Below are 16,292 nucleotides of genomic sequence, written 5' to 3' on the forward strand. Positions count from 1 at the left end.
GATGGGACGTACCACCTGCCGGACCGTGTTCGCCGCCGTGCCAGACTGTGAACCGTGTTGCGCTGGCTTACCGCAGGTGAATCGCACGGCCCGGCTCTCGTCGCGCTGCTGGAGGGTGTTCCCGCCGGCGTGGAGGTGACGAGGGCGGACATCACCCGTGACCTCGTGCGCCGCCGCCTGGGTTACGGTCGCGGCGCCCGGATGAAGTTCGAGCAGGACGAGGTCGAGTTCATCGGCGGTGTCCGGCACGGCCTCACCCTGGGCAGCCCGGTCGCGATCCGGGTCGGTAACACCGAGTGGCCCAAGTGGGAGACGGTCATGTCGGCCGACCCGGTCGACGCGGACGTGCTGGCCGAGCAGTCCCGCAACGCCCCGCTGACCCGCCCGCGCCCCGGTCACGCCGACCTGGCCGGCATGCAGAAGTACGGGCACACCGACGCCCGCCCGATCCTGGAACGCGCCAGCGCCCGCGAGACCGCGGCCCGCGTCGCCGTCGGTGTCGTCGCCAAGCAGCTGATCCGTCAGGCGCTGGGCATCGAGATCGTCTCGCACGTGATCGAGCTCGGTTCGGTCGCCGCGAAGTCCGGCCTGATCCCCACCCCGGACGACTTCGACCGCATCGACGCCGACCCGCTGCGCTGCCTGGACCCGGAGGCCAGCGCCCGGATGGTCGCCGAGGTCGACGCCGCGAAGCGGGACGCCGACACCCTCGGCGGCATCGTCGAGGTCCTGGCCTACCAGGTTCCCCCGGGTCTGGGTTCGCACGTGCAGTGGGATCGCAAGCTCGACGCCCGCCTGGCCACCGCCCTGATGTCGATCCAGTCGGTCAAGGGTGTCGAGATCGGTGACGGTTTCACCCAGGCCCGCTCCCGCGGTTCGGTCGCCCACGACGAGATCATCCCCACCCCGGACGGCGTCCGCCGGGTCACCGACCGGGCCGGCGGCCTGGAGGGTGGCATCACCAACGGTGAGCCGCTGCGGGTCCGTGCCGCGCTGAAGCCGATCTCCTCGCTGAACCGGGCCCTGCAGACCATCGACATCACCACCGGCGAGCCCGCCACCGCCATCAACCAGCGCTCGGACGTCTGCGCCGTCCCGGCCGGCGCGGTCGTCGCCGAAGCGATGGTCGCCCTGGTCCTGGCCGAGGCCGCCACCGAGAAGTTCGGCGGCGACTCGGTCCCCGAGATCCGCCGCAACCTCACGTCCTACCTGGAAAACCTGGTGATCCGCTGATGGCGCCGGCCGCTGTCCTGGTCGGGGTGATGGGCGCCGGCAAGACCACCGTCGGCGCCGCCGTCGCCGAGGCGCTGGGCCTGCCCTTCGCCGACACCGACACGATCATCGAGGCCCGGGCCGGCAAGCCCATCCCGGAGATCTTCGTCGACGAGGGCGAAGCCGCCTTCCGCGCCCTGGAACGCGAGGTCGTCGCCACCACCCTGGAGTCCTTCGACGGCGTCCTGGCCCTGGGCGGCGGCGCCATCCTCGACGACACCACCCGCAAACTCCTGGCCGACCACACGGTCGTCTACCTCTCGGTCGAACTGTCCGACGCCCTGAAACGAGTCGGCCTCGGCGCCGGCCGCCCGCTGCTGGCGATCAACCCGCGGGCCACCCTGAAGTTCCTCCTGGAGCAGCGCCGCCCCCTCTACCTGGAGGTCGCCACCCACACGGTGATCACCGACGGCCGCGACCCGGAACAGATCGCCCCCGAGGTAGCCGCCCTCCTAACCCCCTGAAGCCCCACCCCACCGCCTCCAGCTGCCGCTCACGGTTCGTCCGCGGCCCGGGAACAGCCCTGACTGCCAGCTGAGGCTTGTCAGCTGGCGCTCACGGTTCGTCCGCGGCCCGGGAACAGCCCTGACTGCCAGCTGAGGCTTGTCAGCTGGCGCTCACGGTTCGTCCGCGGCGTGGGAACAGCCCTGACTGCCAGCTGCGGCTTGTCGGCTGGTGCTCAGGGTTCGTTCGCGGCCGGGGAACAGCCGTCAGCGCCGGCTGGGGGCTTTCGGCTGGTGCTGACGGCTGGTTCGGCGGCGCCGGGTGAGCCGTGAGCGCCAGCCGGCCACCGTGGGGAGACCAACTGGCGGAACCGGGCGGAGCGGCGCGTCCGGACGGTCCGGACGCGGATAGGGTGACGCGCGTGGTGACGCGAATTCCGGTGAACGGTGACCGTCCGTACGACGTGGTCGTCGGCCGTGGTCTGAATGATGAGCTGCCCGCGATGCTGGACGGCGCGGCCCGGGTGGCCGTGATCCATCCGCCGACGTTGCGGGAGCGGGCCGAGGCGGTGGCCGCGGCGACCGGGGCCGGCACGGTGATCCCGATCGAGGTGCCGGACGCCGAGCGCGGCAAGTCCGTCGAGGTCGCCGCCCGGTGCTGGGACGAGCTCGGCGCGGCCGGCTTCACCCGTACGGATGTCGTGGTCGGTGTCGGTGGCGGCGCCACCACGGATCTCGCCGGTTATGTCGCCGCCGCCTGGTTGCGGGGTGTGCGCTGGATCCCGGTCTCCACGTCGGTCGCCGGCATGGTCGACGCCGCGGTCGGCGGCAAGACCGCGGTCAACATCGCGGCCGGGAAGAATCTGGTCGGCGCGTTCCACCCGCCGGCCGGTGTCCTCTGTGATCTGGACGCCTTGGACACTCTGCCGCGGGACGACATCGCGGCCGGTCTGGCCGAGGTGGTCAAGGGCGGTTTCATCGCCGATCCGCGGATCCTGGAGCTGGTCGAGGAGAACCCGGAGGCGGCCCTGGATCCGCGCAGTGACGTGCTGCGGGAGCTGATCGAGCGGAAGATCCAGGTGAAGGCCGACGTGGTCGGGGTGGACCTGAAGGAGTCCGGCCTGCGGGAGATCCTGAACTACGGGCACACGCTGGGGCACGCGATCGAGCGCCGCGAGAAGTACACGTGGAAGCATGGGCACGCGGTCGCGGTCGGCATGATTTTCGCGGCCGAGCTGGGGCGTCTGTCGGGGCGGCTGGACGACGAGACCGCCGCGCGCCACCGAACGATCCTGGAGAAACTGGACCTTCCCACGGCGTACGCCGAAAATGCCTGGACCGAGCTGGAAGCCGGAATGCGCGTCGACAAGAAGACGCGGGCCGCAACCTTGCGGTTCGTGGTTCTGGACGGCCTGGCGAAGCCGGGCATTCTGGCCGGCCCGAGCGACGACCTGCTGCGCGGCGCCTGGGCGGCGGTGGCCCGATGATCTACGTGTTGAACGGGCCGAACCTGAATCGCCTGGGCACCCGCGAGCCGGACGTCTACGGCAGCGCGACCTATCAGGACCTGGTCGACATCTGCCGGACGGCCGCCGACGACCTGGGGATCGACGTCGAGGTGCGGCAGACCAACGCCGAGCACGAGCTGATCGGCTGGCTGCACGACGCGGCCGACGAGGGGGCCGACGTGGTGCTGAACCCGGGCGCGTGGACGCACTACAACATCGCGGTCCGGGATGCCTGCGCGATGCTCCGCGGCAAGCTGATCGAGGTGCACATCTCGAACGTCCACACCCGTGAGGAGTTCCGGCATCATTCGGTGATCTCGGGCGTGGCGACCGGTGTGATCGCCGGTCTCGGGTTCGACGGCTACCGGTTGGCTTTGGAACATATCGCGCGGTAGACCCGATTCGCTCTCACCAGGGCTTCGCCGGTAAAGTGGTTCGGTCACCGATTCGCGTCAAGATCAAGGCAGGACATGGCTTCCACCAACGACCTGAAGAACGGCCTGGTTCTCAACCTCGACAAGGAGCTGTGGTCCGTCGTTGAGTTCCAGCACGTCAAGCCGGGTAAGGGTCCCGCCTTCGTGCGGACCACGCTGAAGCACGTGCTGTCCGGCAAGGTCGTCGACAAGACCTTCAACGCGGGCACCAAGGTCGAGACGGCGACCGTGGACAAGCGCACGATGCAGTACCTGTACCAGGACGGGGACGACTACGTCTTCATGGACCTGGACACCTACGAGCAGATCCACGTCCCCGGCGCCACCGTCGGTGACAACGCCAACTACCTGTTGCCCGAGGCTGAGGCCACGGTCGCGCTGCACGAGGGTGTGCCGCTCTACATCGAGCTGCCGACCAGCGTGTTCCTGGAGATCACCTACACCGAGCCGGGTCTGCAGGGCGACCGTTCGACCGGCGGTACCAAGCCGGCGACCGTCGAGACCGGTGCCACAGTTCAGGTTCCGCTCTTCATCACCACCGGTGAGAAGGTCAAGATCGACACCCGCGACGGCCGCTACCTCGGCCGCAGCTGATGGCTGAAGGTCCCAAGAAGGAACGGCTGGCGCGTCGCAAGGCGCGCAAGCGGGCGCTGGACGTCCTTTTCGAGGCCGACCTCCGCGATCTGCCGCCGACCCAGGTGCTTGTCACGTACCTCGAACGGATCGCCAAGCCGCATCCCGAGCACCTGGCTTATGCGGTCACTCTGATCGAGGGCGTCGCCAAGCACCTGGACCGGATCGACGAGCTGATCGCCAGTTACGCCGAGGGCTGGACGATCGACCGCATGCCCGCGGTCGATCGCAACCTGGCCCGGATCGCCGTCTACGAGCTGCTGTTCGAGCCCGAGGTGGACGATCCGGTGGCGATCACCGAGGCGGTGGAGCTGGCCAAGGAGATGTCGACCGACGACAGCCCGCGCTTCCTCAACGGTCTGCTGGACCGGATCGCCGCGTTCGCGACCCGCTGAGGGGCGCTTCGCTACGCGATAAAAAGCAACAAACGCGCAAAACGGCCTGGACCGCCTCGGTCCGGGCCGTTTCGGGTTTCAAAAGATGAAAAATCCGATTTGGTACGTGGTGAGCCGCGCGTTCACTCGTCGCGCGCAGTGGCGGCCGGCCGGGTGTGCGGCGGGGCTGAATGTCTCACGCGGCTGAAGGCGGGGCCGGGAGGTCTCGCGCGGCCGGGGGTGGCGCCGGGAAGTCTCGTGCGATGCCGGCCAGGGCGCCGGGTGGACTCACCGGCGGGCTGCGGCTCAACGGGGTGGTGCCGGGTTCCGGGCATGAAATAAGCCCGCGTCGATCTTGGGGGGCCGACGCGGGCTCTTCTTTCTGCGGTGCGGTTCTCAGCCGGTGGTGCGGCCGAGATCAGCTGGCGAAGAACGCCCGGGGGTCGGCCACCAGCACGCCCTGCTCGGTCAAACGCTCGATCAAGCCGGACGGTGAGATGTCGTACACGATGGCGAGGGCCCGCAGGTCGTCGGCGCGGATCGAGAGCACCCGGCCGTTGTAGTCGCCACGCTGCTGCTGAATTGCCCGGGCGTACCGCGCCACGTAGGCGAGGTCCTCACCGGTGGTGTCGTACAGCTTCTCGAGGTCCAGGACGATCTTGTTGGTCGCCTCGAGGCGGATGCCACTGCCATCGGGCAGCAGCTCGGAGACGGGGACACGGTAGAAGTCGGCCAGTTCGGCCAGACGGCTCACGGTGACCGCACGGTCGCCGCGCTCGTACGAGCCGACCACGACGGCCTTCCATCGACCGTTGGACTTCTCTTCGACGCCCTGCAGGGACAGGCCCTGCTGCTGGCGAATGGAGCGCAGGCGAGCGCCCAGCGACTTCGCGTACTCAGACGGCATTCGGACACTCCCAGTACTGTGCTCGGCCCGGAGGGTTCTTCCTCACGGATCGCTACGCTGCGTGACGGTACGGAGTTTGCGAGCGCCGGTCAAGTGTTGGTTACCGATGAGTCGTGCGGGCCGCACCAAAGTTACCGGCTGTATCCCTAGTTGCTGGGTTTGTCGGGTTTGTCCGTGGGTTGGGCAGGTCACCCTGGTCACCGCTTCATCCACTGGTAACGTAGCGTCAGCCAACGGGCCGGTGACGGCCCGTTCAGACGTCCTTTAACGACCCGTCCAGTGAGGCGGGGAAGGAGGTCCGCCGTGGCGCAGCCACGCGCAGACGCGCCCAGCAAGATCATTCTGGCGGGGTCCGACCTGTCCCGGGTCGTCGACCGCATCGCCCATCAGATCCTCGAGAAGACCTCCGGCGCCACCGGCACCGTGCTGCTCGGCATCCCCACCCGGGGTGTCCCCCTCGCGCACCGGCTGGCCGCCCGCATCCACGCCTTCGAGGGCGTGGAGGTCCCGGTCGGGTCCCTCGACATCACCCTCTACCGCGACGACCTGCGGCTCAAGGCCACCCGCGCGCTCGGCCGGACCGAACTGCCGCCGGGCGGGATCGACGGCCTGCGGGTGATCCTGGTCGACGACGTGCTCTTCTCCGGCCGCTCGGTGCGGGCCGCGCTGGACGCGCTGAAGGATCTCGGCCGGCCCAGTTCGGTGCAGCTCGCGGTCCTGGTCGACCGCGGTCACCGCCAGTTGCCGATCCGCGCCGACTACGTCGGCAAGAACATCCCCACCGCGCTCAGCGAGAGCGTCAAGGTCGCCGTCACCGAGGTCGACGGCGCCGACGAGGTACGACTGATCGGGGGCCTGCAGTGATCAAGCACCTGCGTTCCGCCGCGGATCTGGACGCCGAGACCGCGACGCTGATTCTGGACACCGCGGCCGAGATGGCCGCCCTCTCCGGCCGCGAGGTCAAGAAGCTGCCCGCGCTGCGCGGCCGCACCGTGGTCAACCTCTTCTACGAGGACTCGACCCGCACCCGGATCTCCTTCGAGGCAGCGGCCAAGCGCCTCTCGGCCGACGTGATCAATTTTTCCGCCAAAGGCTCCAGCGTCTCAAAGGGTGAGAGCCTGAAGGACACCGCGCTCACCCTGCAGGCGATGGGCGCCGACGCCGTGGTGATCCGGCACTCGGCCTCCGGGGCCCCGCACCGGCTGGCCAACTGGGTCGAGGGTTCGGTGGTCAACGCCGGCGACGGCACCCACGAGCACCCGACGCAAGCGCTCCTGGACGCGTACACGATGCGTTCTCGCCTTGGTCGTCTCGACGGCCTCAAGGTGGCCATCGTCGGCGACGTGCTGCACAGCCGAGTGGCCCGCTCGAACGTGCTGCTCCTGACCACGCTCGGCGCGCAGGTCACCGTGGTCGGCCCGCCCACTCTGATTCCCCTGGACGTGGCGGCTGCCCTCTCCGAGAAGACCCAGGTCACCTACGACCTGGACAGCGTTCTGCCGGACAGCGACGTGGTGATGATGCTCCGCGTGCAGACCGAGCGGATGCAGGACTCGTACTTCCCGTCCGCGCGCGAGTACAGCCGCCGCTACGGGCTCGACGTGCCGCGGCTCAAGAGGCTGCCCGAGCACGCGATCGTCATGCACCCCGGCCCGATGAACCGCGGGATGGAGATCGCGCCCGAGGTGGCCGACTCGCCCCGCTCCACGATCGTCGAACAGGTCGCCAACGGCGTCAGCGTCCGGATGGCCGTCCTCTACCTGCTCCTGGGAGGCAAGTGATGGCGTACCTGATCAAGGGCGTCTCGATTCTCGGCGCCGCGCCGACCGATCTTTTCATCGCTGATGGCGTCATCTCCGACAAACCGGTCAAGGGCGCCGAGATCATCGACGGTACGGGGCTGGTCGCCCTGCCCGGCCTGGTCGACGTGCACACCCACCTGCGCGAGCCCGGCCGGGAGGACGCCGAGACGGTCGAGACCGGCTCGCGCGCCGCCGCCCTGGGCGGTTACACCGCGGTCTGCGCGATGGCCAACACGTCGCCCGTCGCCGACACCGCCGGTGTGGTCGAGCAGGTCTGGCGCCTGGGCCGCGAGGCCGGCCTGGTCGACGTCCAGCCGATCGGCGCGGTCACGGTCGGCCTGGCCGGCAAGCAGATGGCCGAGCTCGGCGCGATGGCCACCTCGGCCGCCACCGTGCGGATCTTCTCCGACGACGGCTTCTGCGTCGCCGACCCGAAGCTGATGCGCCGCGCCCTGGAGTACGTGAAGGCGTTCGACGGCGTCATCGCCCAGCACGCCGAGGAGCCGCGGCTCACCGAGGGCGCGCAGATGCACGAGGGCGAGGTCAGCACCCGGCTCGGGCTGACCGGCTGGCCCGCGGTCGCCGAGGAGGCGATCATCGCGCGGGACGTGCTGCTGGCCGAGCACGTCGGCAGCCGACTGCACGTCTGCCACGTCTCCACCGCCGGTTCGGTCGAGGTGCTGCGCCAGGCCAAGGCCCGCGGCGTCCGCGTGACGGCCGAGGTCACCCCGCACCACCTCCTGCTGACCGACGAGTTGGCCGGCGGTTACGACCCGGTCTTCAAGGTCAACCCCCCATTGCGTACGGCGAAAGATGTCGAAGCCCTGCGCCAGGCGCTGCTGGACGGGGTGATCGACGTCGTCGCCACCGACCACGCCCCGCACGCCGTGCAGGACAAGGAGTGCGAGTGGTCGTACGCCCGCCCCGGCATGCTCGGCCTGGAGACCGCGCTCCCCGTCGTGCTCAGCGTCTTCGGTGAGAATTGGGACCTGATCGCCGACCGGATGTCGATCGCGCCCGCCCGCATCGCGGGACTGGCCGGCCACGGCGGCGACCTCACGAAGGCCGGCACCCCGGCCAACCTCACGCTGGTGGATCCCAAGACCACCTGGGTCGTGGATCCGGCCGGGCTGGCCAGCCGCAGCCGGAACACGCCGTACGCGGGTCTGACCCTGCCCGGTCGCATCGTCGCGACCTTCCTGCGGGGCGAAGCAACAGTGCTCGACGGGAAGGCAGTCAAGTGACCAAGGCGATTCTGGTGCTGGAGGACGGGCGGAGCTTCTCCGGCACGGCCTACGGCGCTGTCGGGGAGACCTTCGGCGAGGCGGTCTTCACCACCGGTATGACCGGCTACCAGGAAGTCCTCACCGACCCCAGCTTCCACAAGCAGGTCGTGGTGCAGACGGCGCCGCAGATCGGCAACACCGGCGTCAACGACGAGGACGACGAGTCGGACCGGATCTGGGTCTCCGGCTACGTGGTCCGCGACCCGGCCCGCCGCCCGTCCAACTGGCGGGCCAAGGGTGACCTGGGCGAGCGCCTGGCCGCCGAGGGCATCGTCGGCATCAGCGGCATCGACACCCGCGCCCTCACCCGCCACCTGCGCGAACGCGGCGCCATGCGGGTCGGCATCTCCTCGCTCGACCTCGACCCGAAGGCTCTCCAGGAGCGGGTCAAGGCCCAGCCGCAGATGCTCGGCGCCGACCTCTCGGCGCAGGTCACCACCGGTGCGCGGTACACCGTCGAGGCCGAGGACGAGCACCGGTACACGGTCGCCGCGCTGGACCTGGGCATCAAGCGCAACGTCTCCCGCCGGCTGGCCGCCCGCGGCGTGACCACGCACGTCTTCCCGGCCTCCTCCTCGATCGAGGACCTGCTGGCGGTCGGCCCGGACGCGGTGTTCTTCTCGCCCGGCCCGGGTGACCCGGCCACCGCCGACGGTCCGGTCGCGCTCGCGCAGGAGGTCATGCGCCGCCAGGTCCCACTCTTCGGGATCTGCTTCGGCAGTCAGATCCTCGGGCGGGCGCTCGGCTTCGGCACCTACAAGCTCGGGTACGGCCACCGCGGCATCAACCAGCCGGTGCTCGACAAGACCACCGGCAAGGTCGAGGTGACCAGCCACAACCATGGCTTCGCGGTCAACGCCCCGCTGGACAAGGTGGTCGACACCGAGTTCGGCGGCGTCGAGGTCTCGCACGTCTGCCTCAACGACAACGTGGTCGAAGGGCTGCGCGGCATCGAGGTGCCCGCCTTCACCGTCCAGTACCACCCCGAGGCCGCTGCCGGCCCGCACGACGCCGACTACCTGTTCGACAGGTTCGTCGAGCTCGTCGAGAAGAAGGGCTGAGGCCAGATGCCGAAGCGTGAGGATCTCAAGCACGTCATGGTGATCGGGTCCGGCCCGATCGTCATCGGCCAGGCCTGCGAGTTCGACTACTCGGGCACCCAGGCGTGCCGGGTGCTGCGGGCCGAGGGGCTGCGCGTCTCGCTGGTCAACTCCAACCCGGCCACGATCATGACCGACCCGGAGTTCGCCGACGCCACCTACGTAGAGCCGATCACCCCGGAGTTCGTCGAGCTGGTCATCGCCAAGGAGCGGCCGGACGCGATCCTGCCCACCCTGGGCGGCCAGACCGCGCTCAACACGGCGATCGCGCTGCACGAGAACGGCGTCCTGGAGAAGTACGGCGTCGAGCTGATCGGCGCCAACGTCGAGGCCATCCGCAAGGGTGAGGACCGGCAGCTCTTCAAGGAGGTCGTCGCCAAGGCCGGCGGCGAGACCCCGCGCTCGCGGGTCTGCCACTCGATGGACGAGGTCCGCGCGACCGTCGCCGAGATCGGCCTGCCGGTCGTCATCCGCCCGTCGTTCACCATGGGTGGCCTCGGCTCGGGCATGGCCCACACCGAGGAGGACCTGGCCCTGATCGCCGGCGCCGGCCTGGCCGCGTCCCCGGTGACCGAGGTCCTCATCGAGGAGAGCGTGCTCGGCTGGAAGGAGTACGAGCTCGAACTGATGCGCGACAAGCACGACAACGTCGTGGTCGTCTGCTCGATCGAGAACGTCGACCCGATGGGCGTGCACACCGGCGACAGCGTGACCGTGGCCCCGGCCATGACGCTGACCGACCGGGAGTACCAGAAGCTGCGCGACCTCGGCATCGCGGTGCTCCGCGAGGTCGGCGTGGACACCGGCGGCTGCAACATCCAGTTCGCGATCAACCCGGACGACGGCCGGATGATCGTGATCGAGATGAACCCGCGGGTCTCCCGCTCCTCGGCGCTCGCGTCCAAGGCCACCGGCTTCCCGATCGCCAAGATCGCCGCGAAGCTGGCCATCGGCTACACCCTGGACGAGATCCCGAACGACATCACGCTGAAGACGCCGGCCGCGTTCGAGCCCGCGCTGGACTACGTGGTCGTCAAGATCCCGCGGTTCGCGTTCGAGAAGTTCCCGGGCGCGGACAAGGAACTCACCACCACGATGAAGTCGGTCGGCGAGGCGATGAGCCTGGGCCGCAACTTCGCCGAGGCGCTGAACAAGGCCATGCGCTCGATGGAGACCAAGGCGGCCGGTTTCTGGACCGCGCCGACCTTCGAGAACGTCGACGAGGCCCTGGAAGCCCTGAGGATCCCGCACGACGGCCGCCTCTACACGGTCGAGGCCGCGCTGCGGCTGGGCGCGACGGTCGAGCAGGTGCACGCGGCCAGCGGCCGGATCGACCCGTGGTTCCTGGACGAGATCCAGGCCCTGGTCGACCTGCGCACCGAGATCCTGGCCGCGCCGGTCCTGGACGAGGAACTGCTGCGCAAGGCCAAGCGCTCCGGGCTCTCCGACCTGCAGCTGGCCGCGCTGCGGCCGGAACTCGCGGGCGAGGACGGCGTGCGAGCGCTGCGGCACCGCCTGGCGATCCGCCCGGTCTACAAGACCGTGGACACCTGCGCGGCCGAGTTCGCGGCCAACACGCCGTACCACTACTCGTCCTACGACGAGGAGACCGAGGTCGCCCCCAGCGATCGGCCGAAGGTGCTGATCCTGGGCTCCGGACCGAACCGGATCGGGCAGGGCATCGAGTTCGACTACTCCTGCGTCCACGCCGTCCAGGCGCTGCGGGGTGTCGACTTCGAGACCGTGATGGTCAACTGCAACCCGGAGACGGTCTCGACCGACTACGACACCGCCGACCGGCTCTACTTCGAACCGCTCACCTTCGAGGACGTCCTCGAGGTGTTCCACGCCGAGGACAGCTCGGGCAAGGCGGCCGGTGGACCGGGCGTGATCGGCGTGATCGTCCAGCTCGGCGGCCAGACCCCGCTCGGCCTGGCCAACCGGCTCAAGGCGGCCGGCGTCCCGATCGTCGGCACCTCACCCGAGTCGATCGACCTGGCCGAGGACCGCGGGCTGTTCGGCGCGCTGCTGGCCGAGAACGACCTGCGCTCGCCCGAGCACGGCACCGCCACCTCGTTCGACGAGGCCAAGGCGATCGCCGACACGATCGGCTACCCGGTGCTGGTCCGCCCGTCGTACGTGCTCGGCGGCCGGGGCATGGAGATCGTCTACGACGAGCCCACCCTGAAGGGCTACATCGAGCGGGCCACCGAGATCTCCCCGGACCACCCGGTGCTGGTCGACCGGTTCCTGGACGACGCCGTCGAGATCGACGTGGACGCGCTCTGCGACGCCACCGGCGAGGTCTACATCGGCGGCGTGATGGAGCACATCGAGGAGGCCGGCATCCACTCCGGTGACTCGGCCTGTTCGCTGCCCCCGATCACCCTGGCCGCCTCGCACCTGGCCGAGGTGCGCCGCTACACCGAGTCCCTGGCCAGGGGCATCGGCGTGCGCGGCCTGATGAACGTGCAGTACGCGCTCAAGGACGAGGCCCTCTACGTGCTGGAGGCCAACCCCCGGGCGTCGCGGACCGTCCCGTTCGTCTCCAAGGCGACCGGCGTGCAGCTGGCCAAGGCGGCCGCGCGGATCATGCTCGGCGCCACCATCGCCGAGCTGCGGGCCGAGGGCGTGCTGATCGCCGACCGGGACGGCGGTTCGGTCCCGGCCGGTGCCCCGATCGCGATCAAGGAGGCGGTGCTGCCGTTCAAGCGGTTCCGCACCCTGGCCGGCAACAACGTGGACAGCCTGCTCAGCCCCGAGATGAAGTCGACCGGCGAGGTGATGGGCATCGACACCGGGTTCGGCCAGGCGTTCGCCAAGTCGCAGGCCGCGGCGTACGGGTCGCTGCCGACCAGCGGCAAGATCTTCGTCTCGGTGTCGAACCGGGACAAGCGGTCGATGATCTTCCCGGTCAAGCGGCTGGCCGACCTGGGCTTCACGATCGTCACCACGGCCGGCACCGGCGAGGTGCTCAGCCGGTACGGCGTGGACTGCGAGGTCGTCCCCAAGCACTACGAGAGCCCGGGCAAGAACGCCGTCGAGCTGATCCTGGCCGGCGAGATCGCCCTGATCATCAACACCCCTTCGGGCTCCGGCGCCAGCGCCCGCCAGGACGGGTACGAGATCCGCAGCGCCGCGGTCACCGCCGACATCCCGTGCATCACCACGGTGCCCGGCGCGGCCGCCGCGGTGATGGGCATCGAGGCCCTGATGCGCGGCGACATGGCTGTCCGTCCGCTGCAGGATCTGCACAAGATGCTCCGGGACGATCTGGCATGAACCTCTTCCGCAGCGCCGTCCGGCCGGTCCTGTTCCGGCTGGGCGGCGGTGACGCCGAGTCCGCGCACGAGTGGACGCTCGACCGGCTCGCCTCGATGCCCCCGGCCGCCCGCGAGGTGATGCGCCGCCGGTACGCGTTCTCGGCCCCGGTCGACGCGTTCGGCATCCGGTTCCCCAACCGGGTCGGCCTGGCCGCCGGGATGGACAAGAACGGCCTGGCGCTGCCGGCGTGGCCGGCCCTCGGGTTCGGTTTCGTCGAGGTCGGCACGGTCACCGCCAAGCCGCAGCCGGGCAACGACAAGCCACGGCTGTTCCGCCTGCGCGAGAGCGAGGCGATCATCAACCGGATGGGCTTCAACAACGCCGGCGCGGCCGCCCTGGCCGCCCGCCTGGAGGAGTTGGGGCCGATCGGGGTGCCGCTCGGCATCTCGCTGGGCAAGTCCAAGGTCACCCCGCTCGACGAGGCGGTCGAGGACTACCTGGAGTCGTACCGGCTGCTGCACCCGTACGCCGACTACATCGCGATCAACGTCTCCTCGCCGAACACGCCCGGCCTGCGCAGCCTGCAGGACCGCGACTTCCTGACGACGCTGCTCAAGGCGCTCAACGGGGACGTGCCGGTGCTGGTGAAGATCGCGCCGGACCTGACCGAACCGGCCATCGCCGAGCTTCTCGAGGTCTGCCTGGAGCACGGCGCGGCCGGCCTGATCGCCACCAACACCACGCTCGCCCGCGACGGTCTTGCCCCCGGCGACCAGCACCTGGCCGTCGAGGCCGGTGGGCTCTCGGGCAAGCCGCTGACCGAGCGGGCCCGCGCCGTGGTCAGGTTCGTGCACGGCGAGACCGGCGGGCGGCTGCCGATCATCGGGGTGGGCGGGGTCATGTCGGCCGACGACGCCTCCCGGCTGCTGGACGCCGGCGCGACCCTGGTGCAGCTCTACTCCGGGTTCATCTACAAGGGGCCGGACCTGGTCCGGGCGGTCGCGCAGGGCGCCCGGCCGGCCCGGACGCACGCGGCGCGATGACCCCGGCCGGGCGCGAGCTGCTGGCGCTCGACCGGGCGCACGTCTGGCACCCGTACGGTCCGATGCCCGGCCGCAGCGACCCCTACCTGGTCGAGAGCGCGGCCGGGGTCCGGCTGCGCCTGGCCGACGGGCGTGAGCTGGTCGACGGGATGTCGTCCTGGTGGGCGGCGGTGCACGGCTACCGCCACCCGGTGCTGGACGCGGCGCTGGCCGACCAGGCCGGCCGGATGAGCCACGTGATGTTCGGCGGGCTCACCCACGAGCCGGCCATCACCCTGGCCACGACGCTCGTCGACCTCACCCCGGCCAGCCTGGAGCACGTCTTCCTGTGCGACTCCGGCTCGATCGGGGTCGAGGTCGCGATCAAGATGGCGCTGCAGGCCCAGCGGGCGCTCGGCCGCCCCGGGCGGCAGAAGCTGGCGACCTGGCGCGGCGGGTATCACGGCGACACGTTCCACCCGATGAGCGTCTGCGACCCGGAGGGCGGGATGCACGCGCTCTGGACCGGGGTGCTGCCCGCGCAGGTCTTCGCCGGCCCGCCGCCGGTCGACTTCGACCCCTCCTACGCCGAAACACTGCGAAGGATGATCGCGGAGAACGAGGCCGATCTTGCCGCCGTGATCGTCGAGCCCGTGGTGCAGGGCGCCGGCGGGATGCGCTTCCACGATCCGGAGTACCTGAGGATCCTGCGCGAGGTCACCGCCGAGCACGGGATCTTCCTGATCTTCGACGAGATCGCCACCGGGTTCGGCCGGACCGGCCGCTTCTTCGCGGCCGAGCACGCCGGCGTGAGCCCGGACATCCTGTGCCTGGGCAAGGCGCTCACCGGGGGGTACCTGACCCTGGCGGCGACGCTGTGCACGGCCGAGGTGGCGGGCGCGATCTCGGCCGGGGAGGGCGGCGGCCTGATGCACGGGCCGACGTTCATGGGCAATCCGCTGGCCTGCGCGGTGGCCAACGCGTCCCTCGGGCTGCTTTCCGACGGCGGGTGGGCGGATCGCGTACGGATGATCGAAATCGGTCTTAAAGACGGTCTGGAGCCACTTCGCGAGGTTCCGGGCGTCGCCGATGTCCGTGTCCTGGGCGCCATCGGCGTCGTCCAGCTCGACCGCGACGTCGATGTGCCGCGGGCGACGGCGGCCGCGGTGGCCCGGGGCGTCTGGCTGCGCCCGTTCCGGGACCTGATCTACACCATGCCGCCCTATGTGACCGACGAGACGGACGTGGCCCGCATTACCGCGGGAATCGCCGCCGCGGTGGCGGCTAGCTGACACGAAGGGGTATTTGCGCGATGGAAACGTTCGGCGAACGGCTGCACGCGGCAATCGATCAACGGGGACCGCTGTGTGTCGGCATCGATCCGCACGCGGGTCTGCTCGCCCGGTGGGGCCTTACCGACGATGTCGCCGGCCTGGAACGCTTCGCCCGTACGGTGGTCGAGGCGCTGGCCGATCGGGTGGCTGTTCTGAAGCCGCAGTCCGCGTTTTTTGAGAGATTTGGGTCACGTGGCGTCGCGATTCTTGAGTCAACTATCCGACAGTCTCGCGAAGCCGGCGCTCTCGTCCTTCTCGATGTGAAGCGTGGCGACATCGGCTCGACGATGGCCGCGTACGCGTCTGCGTATCTCGATCCGGCGAGTACTCTCCGCGCCGACGCGATTACTGTGAGTCCCTATCTCGGCGTCGGCTCGTTGCGGCCGGCCTTCGATCTCGCGACCGAAACCGGGGCCGGAATTTTCGTTCTCGCGCTGACTTCGAATCCGGAAGGCGCTTCCGTCCAGCACGCCGTCGGCCCTGGTGGGAGGACCGTCGCGCAGACCGTGATCGACGAGATTTCCCAGCTCAACGCGGGTGTGAGCCCTCTCGGAAGTTTCGGGCTGGTGGTCGGCGCGACGATCGGGAGGACCGGCCACGACCTCGCCGGCGTCAACGGCCCGCTGCTCGCTCCGGGCCTCGGAGCGCAGGGCGGGACGCCCGATGACCTGCGTTCCGTCTTCGGTGACAGCCTGCACAACGTGTTGCCGTCCTACTCACGCGAAGTTCTTTCGGAAGGGCCGGAGATCGCCGGTCTGCGGGCCGCCGCGGACCGCGTTCTGGACGACTGCCGAGCCGCGCTCGGGTGAAAGCGCCTGCGTAACGGGCCGGGCACCGGGGTACCCCCACGTTGCCGAACGCGCCGATGACCGCTAGTTTTCCCGGCGCCGGGAACCACATGCCCCTTTGGTTC

General features: G+C 69.9%; 15 protein-coding genes. 14 read left to right on the plus strand and 1 reads right to left on the minus strand.

Features of this window, described 5'->3' with window-relative positions; translation table 11 throughout:
• The first annotated feature begins 54 nt into the window (after window positions 1-54).
• The 6 genes from aroC to nusB all read left to right on the plus strand — a co-directional run bounded on the left by aroC (window position 55) and on the right by nusB (window position 4,685).
• Entirely contained in the window at window positions 55-1,233 is a 1,179-nt protein-coding gene (aroC, locus tag ACSHV8_RS51170; protein ID WP_436527886.1) for a chorismate synthase, read from the plus strand.
• The gene (locus tag ACSHV8_RS51175) at window positions 1,233-1,736 is read left to right on the plus strand and encodes a shikimate kinase (protein ID WP_436527888.1); all 504 of its coding nucleotides are present in this window, start codon (window positions 1,233-1,235) and stop codon (window positions 1,734-1,736) included. The genes aroC and ACSHV8_RS51175 overlap by 1 nt, the downstream gene beginning before the upstream one ends.
• Window positions 1,737-2,137: 401 nt before the next feature.
• On the plus strand, window positions 2,138-3,202 hold the full coding sequence (gene aroB, locus ACSHV8_RS51180) for a 3-dehydroquinate synthase (RefSeq protein WP_436527890.1): 1,065 nt from the start codon (window positions 2,138-2,140) through the stop codon (window positions 3,200-3,202).
• Window positions 3,199-3,618, plus strand: coding sequence for a type II 3-dehydroquinate dehydratase (aroQ, locus tag ACSHV8_RS51185; RefSeq protein WP_436527892.1), 420 nt, complete (start codon window positions 3,199-3,201; stop codon window positions 3,616-3,618). Before aroB ends, aroQ begins: the two co-directional genes overlap by 4 nt.
• A 75-nt stretch (window positions 3,619-3,693) precedes the next feature.
• Window positions 3,694-4,251 (plus strand): elongation factor P, encoded by a 558-nt coding sequence (gene efp / locus ACSHV8_RS51190; protein WP_436527894.1) that lies wholly within the window; start codon window positions 3,694-3,696, stop codon window positions 4,249-4,251.
• Window positions 4,251-4,685, plus strand: a complete 435-nt coding sequence (gene nusB / locus ACSHV8_RS51195; protein ID WP_436527896.1) for a transcription antitermination factor NusB — start codon at window positions 4,251-4,253, stop codon at window positions 4,683-4,685. The genes efp and nusB overlap by 1 nt, the downstream gene beginning before the upstream one ends.
• 397 nt (window positions 4,686-5,082) lie before the next feature.
• On the opposite strand, the gene bldD is transcribed toward nusB, so the two are convergent.
• Window positions 5,083-5,571, minus strand: coding sequence for a transcriptional regulator BldD (gene bldD, locus ACSHV8_RS51200; RefSeq protein ID WP_014446326.1), 489 nt, complete (start codon window positions 5,569-5,571; stop codon window positions 5,083-5,085).
• A gap of 279 nt (window positions 5,572-5,850) precedes the next feature.
• On the opposite strand from bldD, the gene pyrR reads away from it, so the two are divergent.
• The 8 genes from pyrR to pyrF are packed head-to-tail and all read left to right on the plus strand — an operon-like array spanning window position 5,851 to window position 16,188.
• The gene (gene pyrR / locus ACSHV8_RS51205; RefSeq protein WP_436527897.1) at window positions 5,851-6,435 is read left to right on the plus strand and encodes a bifunctional pyr operon transcriptional regulator/uracil phosphoribosyltransferase PyrR; all 585 of its coding nucleotides are present in this window, start codon (window positions 5,851-5,853) and stop codon (window positions 6,433-6,435) included.
• On the plus strand, window positions 6,432-7,352 hold the full coding sequence (locus tag ACSHV8_RS51210) for an aspartate carbamoyltransferase catalytic subunit (protein WP_436527899.1): 921 nt from the start codon (window positions 6,432-6,434) through the stop codon (window positions 7,350-7,352). The genes pyrR and ACSHV8_RS51210 overlap by 4 nt, the downstream gene beginning before the upstream one ends.
• Window positions 7,349-8,617, plus strand: coding sequence for a dihydroorotase (locus ACSHV8_RS51215; RefSeq protein WP_436527901.1), 1,269 nt, complete (start codon window positions 7,349-7,351; stop codon window positions 8,615-8,617). Before ACSHV8_RS51210 ends, ACSHV8_RS51215 begins: the two co-directional genes overlap by 4 nt.
• Window positions 8,614-9,720, plus strand: a complete 1,107-nt coding sequence (carA, locus tag ACSHV8_RS51220) for a glutamine-hydrolyzing carbamoyl-phosphate synthase small subunit (RefSeq protein WP_436527903.1) — start codon at window positions 8,614-8,616, stop codon at window positions 9,718-9,720. Before ACSHV8_RS51215 ends, carA begins: the two co-directional genes overlap by 4 nt.
• A 6-nt stretch (window positions 9,721-9,726) precedes the next feature.
• Window positions 9,727-13,041, plus strand: a complete 3,315-nt coding sequence (gene carB / locus ACSHV8_RS51225; RefSeq protein WP_436527905.1) for a carbamoyl-phosphate synthase large subunit — start codon at window positions 9,727-9,729, stop codon at window positions 13,039-13,041.
• The gene (locus ACSHV8_RS51230) at window positions 13,038-14,066 is read left to right on the plus strand and encodes a quinone-dependent dihydroorotate dehydrogenase (protein WP_436527907.1); all 1,029 of its coding nucleotides are present in this window, start codon (window positions 13,038-13,040) and stop codon (window positions 14,064-14,066) included. The genes carB and ACSHV8_RS51230 overlap by 4 nt, the downstream gene beginning before the upstream one ends.
• Window positions 14,063-15,337 carry an adenosylmethionine--8-amino-7-oxononanoate transaminase gene (locus ACSHV8_RS51235; protein WP_436527908.1) on the plus strand — a complete coding sequence of 425 codons (1,275 nt, stop codon included), beginning with the start codon at window positions 14,063-14,065 and terminating at the stop codon, window positions 15,335-15,337. The genes ACSHV8_RS51230 and ACSHV8_RS51235 overlap by 4 nt, the downstream gene beginning before the upstream one ends.
• Window positions 15,338-15,357: 20 nt before the next feature.
• A complete protein-coding gene (gene pyrF, locus ACSHV8_RS51240; protein ID WP_436527910.1) occupies window positions 15,358-16,188 on the plus strand; it encodes an orotidine-5'-phosphate decarboxylase in 831 nt (276 codons plus the stop codon).
• Window positions 16,189-16,292 lie beyond the last annotated feature (104 nt).

Origin of the sequence: Actinoplanes sp. HUAS TT8, from assembly GCF_051380535.1 — a bacterium.
GTDB lineage: Bacteria > Actinomycetota > Actinomycetes > Mycobacteriales > Micromonosporaceae > Actinoplanes.